At 46.1% G+C, this 14042-nt stretch carries 9 protein-coding genes; 7 read left to right on the top strand and 2 right to left on the bottom strand.

The window, feature by feature from the left end; all coding sequences use genetic code 11:
* Positions 1 to 13: 13 nt before the first annotated feature.
* From RWY97_RS07785 to RWY97_RS07755, 7 genes are all read left to right on the top strand, one after another.
* Entirely contained in the window at positions 14 to 2578 is a 2565-nt protein-coding gene (locus RWY97_RS07785; RefSeq protein WP_315566482.1) for an adenosylcobalamin-dependent ribonucleoside-diphosphate reductase, read from the top strand.
* 24 nt (positions 2579 to 2602) lie between these two features.
* The gene (gene folB, locus RWY97_RS07780) at positions 2603 to 2977 is read left to right on the top strand and encodes a dihydroneopterin aldolase (RefSeq protein ID WP_024991829.1); all 375 of its coding nucleotides are present in this window, start codon (positions 2603 to 2605) and stop codon (positions 2975 to 2977) included.
* 81 nt (positions 2978 to 3058) lie between these two features.
* Positions 3059 to 4297, top strand: a complete 1239-nt coding sequence (locus RWY97_RS07775) for an N-acetylmuramoyl-L-alanine amidase family protein (RefSeq protein ID WP_374716881.1) — start codon at positions 3059 to 3061, stop codon at positions 4295 to 4297.
* 7 nt (positions 4298 to 4304) lie between these two features.
* Positions 4305 to 5207 carry an MlaD family protein gene (locus RWY97_RS07770; RefSeq protein ID WP_021583480.1) on the top strand — a complete coding sequence of 301 codons (903 nt, stop codon included), beginning with the start codon at positions 4305 to 4307 and terminating at the stop codon, positions 5205 to 5207.
* Positions 5208 to 5839: 632 nt separating this feature from the next.
* Positions 5840 to 7249 (top strand): chromosomal replication initiator protein DnaA, encoded by a 1410-nt coding sequence (gene dnaA / locus RWY97_RS07765; protein ID WP_024991826.1) that lies wholly within the window; start codon positions 5840 to 5842, stop codon positions 7247 to 7249.
* Between the two features lie 115 nt (positions 7250 to 7364).
* A complete protein-coding gene (locus RWY97_RS07760) occupies positions 7365 to 8480 on the top strand; it encodes a phosphotransferase enzyme family protein (RefSeq protein ID WP_315566478.1) in 1116 nt (371 codons plus the stop codon).
* Positions 8461 to 9117, top strand: coding sequence for a carbohydrate-binding family 9-like protein (locus RWY97_RS07755; protein ID WP_315566477.1), 657 nt, complete (start codon positions 8461 to 8463; stop codon positions 9115 to 9117). Before RWY97_RS07760 ends, RWY97_RS07755 begins: the two co-directional genes overlap by 20 nt.
* Before the next feature lie 102 nt (positions 9118 to 9219).
* On the opposite strand, the gene RWY97_RS07750 is transcribed toward RWY97_RS07755, so the two are convergent.
* Both RWY97_RS07750 and RWY97_RS07745 read right to left on the bottom strand, forming a co-directional pair.
* The gene (locus tag RWY97_RS07750; RefSeq protein WP_021583485.1) at positions 9220 to 10869 is read right to left on the bottom strand and encodes a fumarate hydratase; all 1650 of its coding nucleotides are present in this window, start codon (positions 10867 to 10869) and stop codon (positions 9220 to 9222) included.
* 263 nt (positions 10870 to 11132) lie between these two features.
* Entirely contained in the window at positions 11133 to 14036 is a 2904-nt protein-coding gene (locus RWY97_RS07745) for a M16 family metallopeptidase (RefSeq protein WP_315566475.1), read from the bottom strand.
* Between the last annotated feature and the right edge of the window lie 6 nt (positions 14037 to 14042).

The following is a 14042-nucleotide window of genomic DNA, read 5'->3' as shown; positions in this document are numbered from 1 at the left end:
CTCATTTTTATCGATGGAGCATAGCAAAACATATTCTTATGAGGAGGCTTATGCTGCTTCCTTGCAATATTTTGATGGAGATGAACTCGCCGCAAGGGTCTGGGTGAACAAGTATGCAATGAAAGACAGCTTCGGAAACATATTCGAATGCTCGCCCGAAGATATGCACCGACGCATCGCCAACGAGATTGTACGCATCGAAAATAAATATAAAAACCCGCTCACTACACAACAAGTATTCGACTTGTTAGACCATTTCAGATACATTGTACCTGCCGGAAGTCCGATGACGGGCATCGGAAACGATCATCAGGTGGCGTCGCTGAGCAACTGTTTCGTGATCGGATTGGACGGCGATGCCGATTCTTACGGTGCGATTATGCGCATCGACGAAGAGCAAGTGCAGCTGATGAAGCGTCGCGGAGGCGTGGGGCACGACTTGTCTCATATCCGCCCAAAGGGCTCTCCGGTCAATAACTCGGCGCTGACATCAACAGGTCTCGTGCCGTTTATGGAGCGTTACAGCAACTCCACACGTGAAGTGGCGCAAGACGGACGCCGAGGCGCACTGATGTTGAGCGTCAGTATCAAGCATCCCGACAGCGAATCGTTTATTGATGCGAAGATGACCGAGGGCAAAGTAACCGGTGCCAACGTGTCAGTTAAGATCGACGACGCGTTTATGCAAGCCGCCATCGACGACCGTCCATATGTCCAACAGTTCCCGATAGACGCTGCCGAGCCGATGGTAAAGAGAGAAATCTCAGCCAAAGAGCTGTGGGAAAAGATCGTACATAATGCTTGGAAGAGTGCCGAACCGGGTGTTTTGTTCTGGGATACCATTCTGCGCGAGAGCATTCCGGATTGTTATGCCGACCTGGGTTTTCGCACTGTGAGCACCAATCCGTGTGGAGAGATACCGCTATGTCCATACGATAGCTGTCGGTTATTAAGTATTAACCTGTACAGTTACGTTGTAAATCCGTTCACGAAAGAGGCTCGTTTCGATTTTGATAAGTTCAAGACGCACGTCGCTTATGCCCAACGTATAATGGATGATATTGTTGATCTCGAGCTCGAAAAGATTGACAAGATAATGGCTAAGATTCAAACTGATCCTCAGAGCGATGAAGTGAGAGGAGCAGAGTATCATCTTTGGGAGAAGATTAAGCGCAAGAGCAGTATGGGAAGACGCACTGGCGTGGGCATAACAGCCGAAGGCGATATGCTCGCGGCATTGGGATTACGTTACGGAACACAAGAAGCCACCGAATTCAGCGTATCTGTTCACAAGGCATTGGCATTGTCGGCGTATCGCAGTTCGGTGACAATGGCTGCCGAACGAGGCGCTTTCGAGATCTTCGATGCAGCCCGCGAGCAGAACAACCCGTTTATACTTCGCATCAAAGAAGCCGATTCCGAGCTTTACAAAGATATGGTAAAGTACGGCCGACGCAACATAGCGTGCCTCACAATAGCGCCTACCGGCACAACAAGTCTGATGACTCAGACCACAAGCGGCATCGAACCGGTGTTTATGCCGGTGTATAAACGCCGTCGAAAGGTAAATCCCAACGACACGGATGTGCACGTAGACTTTGTCGATGAAGTAGGAGACTCGTTTGAAGAATACATCGTTTACCACAAGAAATTTATAGAGTGGATGCGTATCAATGGGTTCGATACGACCAAACAATACACCCAAGAGGAGATCGATAATCTGGTTTCGCAGTCTCCTTATTATAAAGCCACAGCCAATGATGTGGATTGGATGATGAAGATTAAGATGCAAGGAGCTATTCAGAAGTGGATAGATCACTCGATAAGTGTCACTGTCAATCTGCCAAATGATGTCGACGAAGCACTCGTTAACCGTCTTTACGTAGAGGCTTGGCGCTCAGGCTGTAAAGGATGCACCATCTATCGCGACGGCAGTAGGGCCGGAGTGATGATCTCTGTATCGGACAAAGACAAGAAAAAAGAAATCACCGAGGAGGTATCTGAACCTATTCCGTGCAAACATCCCACTGTAACGGAGGTGCGTCCACGTGAATTAGAGTGCGATGTTGTACGCTTCCAGAATAACAAAGAGAAGTGGGTGGCTTTCGTCGGACTGTTAGATGGCTATCCTTACGAGATATTTACAGGTCTGCAAGACGATGACGAGGGTATCGTTTTACCGAAATCAGTCACCAAAGGACGTATTATCAAGAACCGAACCGACGATGGGAACAGCCGTTATGATTTCCAATTTGAAAACAAACGAGGCTATAAAACCACGGTCGAAGGATTGAGTGAGAAGTTCAATCCGGAGTATTGGAACTACGCAAAGCTCATTTCCGGCGTGCTGCGTTACCGTATGCCGATCGATCACGTGATTAAACTTGTAGGCTCATTGCAACTTAAAAGCGAGAGCATTAACACCTGGAAGAACGGCGTAGAGCGTGCCTTAAAGAAGTATATTGTAGATGGGACCGAGGCAGCAGGACAAAGATGTCCGGTCTGCGGACAAGAAACGCTGGTCTATCAAGAGGGTTGTCTCATCTGCAAAAACTGTGGTGCATCACGCTGCGGATAACAAACGAACATACGTTTTCAAATGATGCAGTTAGAGAGTAGCCACATTTACCTGCGCGATCTTCGGTTTCACGCTTACCACGGTGTACTTCCGCAAGAGCGTGTTATAGGTAATGAGTATGTCGTCAATGTGCAAATCGACTACTCGGTAGCACGTGCAATGCTGTCGGATGATGTCGAAGACACTCTCAATTACGCCGAAGTCTTTGCACTGATTGCACAGGAAATGGCCTTGCCAAGCCGTCTTTTAGAGCGTGTCGGATATCGAATCTGTGAGCGATTAACAGCTGCTTATCCCGCAATCAGCGCCATTGAGCTTGATATCCGCAAGCTGAATCCGCCGATGGGAACCGACAGTAAGGGGGCTGGTGTGCATTTTCGTTTCATTAATAAAGAATAAAAACCATAGCGGTTGTTAGCGCTTCCGCCGGAATTTAGCTATTTTTGCAAAACCAATTGAGCTGATATGCGTAAAAGGTTGATGGTTATATTGTTGCCAATGTTGATGCTCGCGACATCCGTTTGGGCCGCGAACAACTACTTTACGCTCATTATCGACCCCGGACACGGCGGTAAAGACCACGGCGCTCCGGGTTCATTCTCCAAGGAAAAAGACCTTACTCTGAAGTTCGCTTTGGCTTTCGGGCGCGTCATTGAGCAAAATTGTCCCGATGTAAAGGTCGTTTTCACCCGCAAAACCGATACCTACCTCACCTTAGCCAACCGTGCTGCGCTGGCCAACCGATGCAAAGGCGACCTCTTTGTTTCCGTTCATATCAATGCCGTTGACGGTTCGCGCAACGCCCACGGCTACCAAACCTACACCTTAGGACGCAGTTTGCGCAACGGAAACAGCGAAGGAATACGACAGAATTTAGAAGTAGCTAAGCGCGAAAATTCCGTTATCTATCTTGAAAAAGACTATCGGCGCACGTACAAAGGATTTGATCCCAACTCGGTGGAAAGCGATATTATGTTCGAGTTTATCCAAGACAAGAACCGCGAACGCAGTGTAGAGCTGGCCAAACTCTTGCAAAATGAGGTCTGTGCAGCTACCGGACGAGTCAACGGCGGGGCACATCAAGACAACTTGGCCGTACTTAGACTCACCTCAATGCCTGGTTGTTTGATGGAACTTGGATTTATTTCCACGCCCGATGAAGAACAATATCTCAATTCGGATGAGGCACTTCGGGCTTACTCCCGGGGATTTCTCAATGCCTTCAAACGCTATAAGGGCCGTTATGATAACAAGATTGTAGTGCCTTATAAACCCAGTGGAAGCGAGGAAGAACGTACAATTCCCTCAATTGTTCCCGATGACTACAAACAGAAAGAACCGCAAACTATACCTCCGCCGACGGATAACAACGAGACAAGAGGCGATGGAACTGTTGCTGATTCGCCGCAAATCGAACCGCCGGGCAACGCCGAGACGGGCAGCGACTGGCCGCTGTTCAAGATCCAAGTTTTCGTCAGCAAACTGGTGTTAAACCAGGGTTGCAGTCAGTTTAAGGGCTTAGATGTCATCGAATCTTATCGCGAAGGCGACCTGATCAAATATACTTACGGCTCGTCGAAAGACTTTTACGAGATCTGTCGAATCCGTCGCCGCATCCTCGATAAGTTCCCCGACGCTTTCGTCATTGCGTTCAAGCACGGCGAAAAGATGAACATCAATCAAGCCGTTCAGGAGTTTAAACAGAATAGAAACAAATAAACCGTATATGAAAAATTATGCAAAAGAAATCAAAATAGCGCTCGTTGCCGTCGTTGGAATTATCGTTTTGTTTTTCGGAATGAACTTTCTGAAAGGACTGACAATATTTTCCAACGATAACACCTATTATATTTCATTCAAGGATATAACGGGACTCTCCGGCTCAAATCCCATTTATGCCAACGGGTTTAAGATTGGAGTCGTGAAAGATTTCACGTATGACTACTCAGGAAAGAATGGTATTATGGCCCGAATTGGTATCGACAAACGAATGTCTATACCGCAAGGCAGTACGGCAGAAATCGTGAGCGATGTACTCGGAAACGTGCAAGTAAACCTCAAACTCAACCGAAACACAACGCAAATGCTGCGCCCCGGCGATGTGATTCCAGGTGATGTGAGCGCTGGAATGGTCTCGAAAGTGGCTCAAATGGTGCCGGCCATCGAAGCAATGTTGCCTAAACTCGACTCGATTTTGATTAATCTCAACGTGTTATTAACCAATCCGGACATCCCCCAATCATTACACAATGTGAGAAATATCACCGGAAATCTGACCGCTACGACCCAACAGCTCAACGTCTTGATGTCGAGCCTCAACAGTCAAGTACCCGGACTGATCCGCAAAGCCAACGGAGTGCTCAACAATACTAACACATTGACAGCAAATTTAGCAGCTGTCGACATCAATGAAACGATGAATCAAGTCAACCAAACACTTGCCGGCATACAGGCATTGACCGACAGACTCAACAGCAATGACGGTTCTTTGGGGCTGCTGATGAATGATCCGAGCCTCTACAACAATCTCAATTCAGTGATGCGCAATGCCGACTCGCTCGTGGTCAACCTGCGGCAACACCCCAAACGTTATATACATTTCTCGCTGTTCGGACGTAAAGATAAATAAAAAGACCATTCTCTCATAAATAATTGTTAATCAATAGTTTATAAAGATGCCGTTAATCTCTGTGCGAAAAGCCATCAATCGCACGCAGATTAACGGCTTTTCGCATCGCAACTAACAGTTAATCGTATTCCATTTAACGGCTTCTTGCAAGGTGATTAACCGTTAATCGCAATGATTTCCGTATAATATTGATTCTCAACAATATACAGATCTCATTCCTTTTGATTTCTTATGACCTCCTATCTAAAAGCAAACAGCCAAATTAGTCGATTTCAAACAAGAGCTAATTTCGCATCAAATATAAATTTACTCTAAATAAGCTATCATTTGTTTCACAACATTTCAAACGCTCGAAAATGGCTTTTCCCACAAGCATTTCAGCCGTTTTACATCAGTGTTTCACCATTTGGAACCGCCGCTCGATAAGACTCTATAAGTGCCTAATATTCAGTTTGTTTGAATTGCGCAAGAGGTAGGAAAACGAGTTGATGTGAATCTTTTACGTAAAGTGCCCATTTATAGCGTTTTATGCAATCCGGGCAAAATCCAATTAAATGTTAGAGTTTGCATTTCTTGTTTTTTTTTGCGAAATTTGCAGTTGCAAACTTATTAATAATATAGGAGTTGTGAAAATGAAAGTGAGTTCTGATCAACATTGGAACGAGGTGCTTGCGCTCATCAGTAAGAACGTGTCCGCACAGCAATATGCTACGTGGTTCAAACCGATTGTGTTTGAATCATTCAACGAGAAGACCCGCACGATTTTAGTACAGGTGCCGAGTCTTTTCGTATATGAGTATTTGGAAGAGAATTATGTAGACCTGCTTAAAACAGTACTAAGCCGTGTTTTCGGTGAGGGTATTCGTCTGACGTATCGTGTTGTGACCGATCAGGAACACAAGTTGACACAAGATATCGAGGCAGATCCCACAGATGCCTCGCTCGCTCCGCAACAAAAGACCCGCGCCAATCAGTCACCCACTGTTCTCGACGCAGCCGTTCCGCAACAATTAGACCCACAACTCAACCCGCATCAAACCTTTTCAAACTTCATCGAGGGCGATAGCAACAAGCTGCCACGCTCTGTCGGTCTCTCCATTGCAGAACATCCTAACACCACTCAGTTCAATCCGATGTTCATTTACGGGCCTTCGGGTTGCGGAAAGACGCATCTGATCAATGCGATCGGCGTGCAAGCAAAGCAGCTCTATCCGCAAAAACGTGTGCTGTATATCAGTGCCCGCCTCTTCCAAGTGCAATTTACCAACGCCGTTTTACAGAATAAGACCAACGACTTCATCAATTTTTATCAAACCATTGATATTCTGATCGTTGATGATATACAAGAATGGATCACGGCAACGAAGACCCAAGACACGTTCTTCCACATCTTCAACCATCTCTTCCGCAATGGAAAACGAATCATTTTAGCCAGCGATCGCCCACCCGTTGACCTTAAAGGAATGAACGACCGTTTACTAACCCGCTTCTCTTGCGGCCTGATTGCCGAATTGGAGAAACCCAATGTGCAACTCTGTGTAGACATTCTCAACAGCAAAATAAGGCGTGACGGACTTCGTATTCCTGATGAAGTAGTGCAGTATATTGCGTCGACTGCCAACGGAAGTGTACGTGATTTAGAGGGTGTTATCAACAGTCTGCTGGCCTATTCCGTGGTTTATAACAGTCATATTGATATGCGTTTGGCCGAACGTGTTATCAAACGCGCCGTGAAAGTAGATGATAAACCGCTCACCGTTGACGATATTCTCGACACCGTTTGTCATCATTTTAATGTTTCTGCGACCGCTGTCAACAGCAAAAGTCGCCGTCGCGAGCTGGTCACGGCACGTCAAGTGTCTATGTATTTGGCCCAGAAATATACCAAGATGCCGGCCAGTCGGATCGGTAAATTGGTAGGAGGGCGTGATCATTCTACGGTTATTCATAGTTGTACACAGGTAGAAAACCGTTTGAAAACCGATCGATTGTTCTCAGATGAGATAGTAAGTATCGAGAATTCATTTAAGTTAAAGAAATAGAAAGATAGTTCAAAGGGATGCAAAAAGATGTATCCCTTTATCTTTTTTGCTGGAAAATGCATTGCATTTCAGATTTTATGGTTATATTTGTAACTCACAAAAATCTTGGAAAACAATGCAAGAAAACGAACTGAAAGCAATTATCTCCCATTTCGGTATCAGCGGAACGGTCGATACCATCAAGCCTTTGGGAAACGGATTAATTAATGACACGTACAAGGTAAACACCCTAGAGCAGGACCAATCGGACTATGTGTTGCAACGAATCAATAATGCTGTCTTTACGGATGTTGAACTTTTGCAACACAATATCGAAGCAGTAACGGCGCATATCCGTAAAAAACTGATGGCAAGAAACGAATCGAACATTGACCGAAAGGTATTGACCTTTATCCCAACAGCTGCCGGAAAGACTTATTTTAAAGACGATTCCGACCGGTTTTGGCGTGTATCAGTATTCATTCCCAATGCAAAGACTTACGAAGCAGTGACTCCCGAGTATGCATATTACTGCGGATTAACTTTCGGAGAGTTTGAAAATATGCTCGTGGATATGAACGAAGAGTTAGGCGAAACTATCCCCGACTTCCACAATATGGAATTACGTATGCAGCAATTGCGTGCTGCCGTAGAAACGGATGCAAAGGGACGAGTGGACGAAGTACGCTCCATCATCAACGAGTTGGAGCAAGACGCTGACGAAATGTGCAAAGCTGAGCGACTGTTTCGTGCAGGTCAATTGCCCAAACGTATCTGTCACTGCGATACAAAGGTGAATAATATGATGTTCGATGAGGCCGGACACGTGCTTTGTGTTATCGATTTAGATACGGTTATGCCGAGTTTCATCTTCTCGGATTATGGTGATTTCCTACGCACCGGTGCCAACTTCGTGGCCGAAGATGACTCGAATTTCGACCGAGTGGGCTTCAATGAAGATGTCTTCCGCTCATTTACGAAAGGCTATTTAGAGTCGGCCGGTTCGTTCCTCACACCTATCGAGATCGAGAATCTGCCTTATGCAGTGGCTCTCTTTCCGTATATGCAGTGCGTAAGATTCCTTACCGACTACATCAATGGTGACACTTATTATCACATTAAATACCCAGAGCACAACTTGGTACGTACTAAAAACCAACTGATGCTTTATAGAAGCGTGTGTGCTCATAAGCAAATGATGACCGATTTTATCAACGAATGCTTGAAAACCAATGAAAAAACTGACCGTTAAAAGGCTCTCTGCACAAGAAATTTCGGCAGAAAACATACCGACATTATTGGCTGATGCAGGGGTGGAATACCATCAAGTGAATTGTGTGAACTGGTCTGATGAGTTCCCTTACGCCCCCAAGATAAACTTCGGTATCGCTCATACAGGCAGCGAGATATGGCTTCATTACTGCGTGGAAGAACATTGTATCCGAGCAGTTGCACCTCAGGACAATGGCAAAGTGTGGGAAGACTCGTGCTGTGAGTTCTTTATTCAACCCGCAACCGATGGTATTTACTACAATATTGAGTGCAATTGTGCAGGCACATTGTTGGTCGGATCCGGTTCGGGACGTGAAGAACGGCAATTGGCTCCGCAGTCGATTCTCGATCAAGTAAAGCGTTGGTCTTCTCTCGGTCGGGTTCCTTTCGAGACCAAGGACGGCGATTTCAAATGGCAAATGGCATTAATTATTCCCGTCACTACCTTCTTCCAGCATCGCATTCAACAATTAGATAGTTTACAGGTAAAAGCCAATTTCTACAAATGTGGCGACAAAACGTCTACCCCACACTTCCTTTCGTGGGCTCCGATAGCAGTTCCCTGTCCCGACTTTCATCGTCCCGACTTCTTCGGCGAGATTGTATTCGAGCCATAAATAATCATTGTTCATAACTCCAGATAAATAAGTTTGAGAGGTGAAAAAGAATGAGGGAATGAATCATTTGAATTCATTCCCTCTTCTGTTTTTAGTAAATTGTTATTTCGAACAGTTCGGATTCCACGGCTTCAATTGCTGAAAGAAGTCGTTACCTTTATCATCTACGAGGATGAAAGCAGGGAAATCTTCCACTCGAATCTTCCAAACGGCCTCCATTCCAAGCTCCGGATACTCTACACATTCAATGCTCTTGATAGAGTTCATAGATAAAACCGCGGCGGGACCACCGATACTTCCGAGGTAGAAACCGCCGTGTTTCTTGCACGAGTCGGTTACAACCTGCGTGCGATTACCTTTTGCAATCATCACCATCGAGCCTCCGTGGTCTTGGAATTCATCAACATATGGATCCATACGGTTAGCTGTCGTCGGGCCCATTGAGCCGCAAGGCATACCCTCCGGAGTCTTAGCAGGACCAGCATAAAGTACGGGATGATCCTTGAAATACTGCGGAAGGTCTTCTCCTGCATCAAGACGCGCCTTGAGTTTAGCGTGTGCAATGTCGCGCGCAACAATGATAGTACCGTTCAGACTCACGCGTGTAGCAACAGGGTATTTGGTCAACTCATTCAAGATCTCACGCATCGGGAGATTCAAGTCAATCTTTACGGCATCGCCTTCACCTGCTTGTCGCAGCTCTTCGGGAATCAATTGGCCGGGATTATCATCTAATTTCTCAATCCAAATACCGTCTTTGTTGATCTTGGCTTTGATGTTTCGGTCGGCCGAACAGCTCACACCCAAGCCCACAGGACACGAAGCACCGTGACGCGGAAGACGAATTACACGCACGTCGTGAGCAAAATACTTACCGCCGAACTGTGCACCAAGTCCTATTTTGTACGCTTCTTCAAGCAGTTGTTGCTCTAATTCGACATCACGGAACGCCCTTCCGGTTTCGTCTCCGGTCGTAGGCAGATTGTCATAGTAATGTGTTGAGGCCAGCTTTACCGTGAGAAGATTCTTTTCTGCACTGGTTCCGCCGATGACAAAAGCGATATGATAGGGCGGACAAGCAGCCGTTCCAAGACTCTTCATCTTGTCGATAAGGAACGGAATAAGCGTTCCCGGATTCTGGATCAGTGCTTTCGTCTGTTGATAAAAATAGGTTTTGTTGGCCGATCCGCCACCTTTCACCACGCAAAGGAATCTATATTCGTCGCCCTCTGTTGCCTCGATGTCGATCTGTGCAGGCAAGTTGCAACGCGTATTCACCTCGTCATACATATTGAGCGGTGCGTTTTGAGAGTATCGCAGATTCTCTTCCGTGTAGGTTTTGTACACTCCTCGCGAGAGCGCTTCTTCGTCGCTGAAGTCTGTCCAGACGTGTTGCCCCTTCTCACCGTGTATGATTGCCGTGCCCGTATCTTGACAGAAAGGGAGCTTTCCCTTAGCAGCCACCTCGGCATTACGTAGAAAAGTCAGGGCCACATACTTGTCGTTGTCGCTCGCTTCGGGGTCAGTGAGAATCTTGGCAACCTGCTCATTGTGCGCGCGACGCAGCAAGAAGTTGACGTCGCGGAATGCAGTGTTGGCCAGTTTAGTCAATGCTTCGGGTGTAACTTTCAGAATTTGTTTGCCTTCAAAATCACCAATCGAAACGCCATCTCGGGTTAACAGATAATACTCCGTATCATCTTTGCCCAGCTGGAACATCGGTGCGTACTTGAATTCTGGTGTTTGTGCCATAATGTTTTGTAAGTTATGTTAGTTTATAAGTTTATGAGTTCGTGAGCATCTGGGCTACTCTCTGTCCCTTCGAAGAGACAAAAAAGATTCTCACTGATAATCAATGCATTACAACTCTTCGTTTTATGCCTTGCAATTAACCGTTAATCACACTGCATTTAACTGTTAAATGCGTTGCGATTAACGGTTAAATAGTGTGCGATTAACGGTTAATTAAGACCCCATTCTTATTTATTTGAAAATCAATGACTTAAATAGCTCACTCAATATCCGAATATTTCGTCTGTCGAAAGGCGATGAATCGGTCCGATCTTTTCGAGTGCTTTGATATCGAGATTCTTCTCATCGCCCAAAATAATGTATTTATAAGGCTTACGAGCCATCGTCTCTTTCTCGAAAGTCACAATATCTTTAAGCATCAACGAAGGTACAACCTTATAGACTTTTTCATTCAGATCATAATCGATTCCTAAATTCTGGGCACTCAGATATTTATTGATGATACCGAATTTAGTCGTTCGTTCCGTAGCAATCCGCTTCAAGAGAGCCTGTTTGGCCAGGTCGAACGCCTTTTGAGACTGCGGCATCGTGTCGATGATTTGCTTGAAAGCCTTGGTACAGTCCATCATTTTATCGTTCTGTGTGATGATGAACGTATTCGCGTATTCGGGCAGATCCTTACGCCACGGAGTGATGTAAGAAGCACCGGCACTATATGCCAGACCGCGGGTTTCACGCAATTCCTGGAACACAATAGCGTTCATCCCCTTGCCGAAATACTCATTGAAGAGGTCGATCAGCGGCTGCTGTTCGGGTTTCCACGCGCGATTCCCGTTGTTATATTGCACCATATAGATGTTCTTTGCAGCATAAGGAGCCAGCAAAATCTCATCTTGCGATGTAACTTGATTGATAAAATCCTTACCCGTAGGAACTGGTTTGAGATTCTTTCCCGTCTGATGCTGCTTGTCTATGACGGCCGTCAGCTCTTTCGTCGAATACGGACCGTAATAGAGAACAGTGTGTTGATAGTTGCGAAGACCCTTTATCAAGTCGAGCAAAGTCTGCGGATCGGTTGCTTTGAGCTCTTGATTGCTCAGCACATTGCGTATAGGATTATATGAACCATATATTCCATAGTTGGACAAAGCTGTGAAGTTAGCATTCTGATTGGCCTTATTGTCCTTACGGGATTTCTCCATATTGCTCACATAGCGCTGATAAGCGTCTCGATCAACCTTAGCATTCGCAATCAGATTTTCTACGAGACGCAATGCTTGCGGCAAGTTCTCGTTGAGTCCGCTGATAACAATAGATGTTGTTTGATTGCCTACCTGAATATAATAAGAGCACGCCAGCTTGTAGAACTGCTGCTTGACCTGTTCTGCCGAGAGCTTATCAGTGCCAAGAAAGTCGAAATAATCGGCTGCAATGGGGAGTCGTCTGTCAACTTTCTGACCGAATTTGAAATAGAAAGAGAGTGCGAACAGACCGTTATCTTTGTTCTGAACATAAAGCACGGGCAGACCTTTCGAGGTGCGAGTGCGGGTGAGATCTTTATTGAAATCAACAAAACGGGGCTCTATCGGCTTTGCTTTCGAGTCGAGAACGGTCTTGACAAAAGCACTCTGCATATCGCGGTTGGCCGGTATCGGCGTAATGGCGGGCTTGTCGATCTTCTTCTGTGTGCTGTCGACACCTTGTTTTTTATAAACACAGACATAGTTATCATTGAGATATTTGTTGGCAAAAGTCACGATCTGTGACTTGGAAATACGGGCGATCCGATTCATTCTGTCTACCACATCTGCCCACTTCTTGCCGTTGACAAACGCATCGACAAACTGGCTTGCACGGCTTTTGTTACTCTCCAAAGACTTGAAATAAAAAAGTTTCATATTGTTGATGACCGACGGGATGAGGTCATCTGAGAAGTCTCCGTGCTTGAGTTTGTTCACTTCTCCTAACAAAAGGCGTTGTACTTCGGGGAGAGTCTGTCCTTCTTTGGGCATACCCTGCAAGATGAGCGCACCGTAATCGGCCAATTGTTCGCTGAAAGCACCACCGCCGAGATACTTCATTTTCTGATCCAAATCAAGGTCCATCAAGCCGGCTTTGCCGTTAGACAGAATCTCAGCGATAACGTCTAAGGTGTCGGATTGCAGTGAGGAAGCCCCATCAAAGCGCCATCCGAGCATCAGGTTTTCGGCTTCTTGGCCCACAACCGTAGTGTCTCGCGGCGCAGTAATGGCTGCTTGGGCCGGGAATTGCGGGAAAGTGAGATTCGGGTTGGACTTCCACATACCGAAATATTTATCGATCGTGGCGATGACTTCATCCGGATTGAAGTCGCCGGCCATACAAATGGCTATGTTGTTAGGCACATAGTAGCGGTTGAAATAGTTCTTGATATTGACGATCGAGGGATTTTTGAGATGCTCTTGTGTACCGATCGTAGTCTGCGTTCCATACGGATGGGTAGGTGTCAACAGTTTCGAGAACGCCGCCCAAACCTTTCGACCGTCATTGGCTAAGCCTATATTATATTCTTCATAGACAGCTTCTAACTCGGTATGGAAGCCTCTGATAACCATATTCTGGAATCTATCGGCCTGAATCTTGGCCCAGTTATCCACCTCGTTCGAGGGAATATCCTCCACATAACACGTCACATCATTGCTCGTATAGGCGTTGGTTCCCTTGGCTCCGATAGCCGACATCAGCTTGTCATACTCGTTCGGAATGAAGTATTGAGCTGCAATCTGCGACACACTGTCTATCTGGTGATAGGCTGTTTTACGCTGTTGCGGATCGGTAAGACGGCGATAAGTCTCGTATCGAGCCTGAATATCATCTAACAGCGGTGCCTCTTTAGCTGCGTCATTGGTACCGAACAGTTTCGTTCCTTTAAACATCAGGTGTTCAAGATAGTGTGCCAAGCCGGTGGTTTCAGCCGGATCATTGCGCGAACCGGTACGAACCGCGATGTAAGTTTGTATGCGCGGCTTCTCGTTATTGACCGAAAGATAAACTTTCAGACCGTTGTCAAGGGTGTAGATGCGAGTCTGCATCGGGTCGCCTTTGACCGAAACGTACTTGTAATCCTTTGCTTGTGCGCCCAAAGTGAGCGTCAAAAGGATACCCATTGTCAGTGATCGTAGTCTCATATCATA

Source organism: Hoylesella pleuritidis (genome assembly GCF_963541955.1).
GTDB classification, from domain to species: Bacteria; Bacteroidota; Bacteroidia; order Bacteroidales; family Bacteroidaceae; genus Prevotella; species Prevotella pleuritidis.
This window is presented reverse-complemented; position numbering and strand designations above follow the sequence as displayed.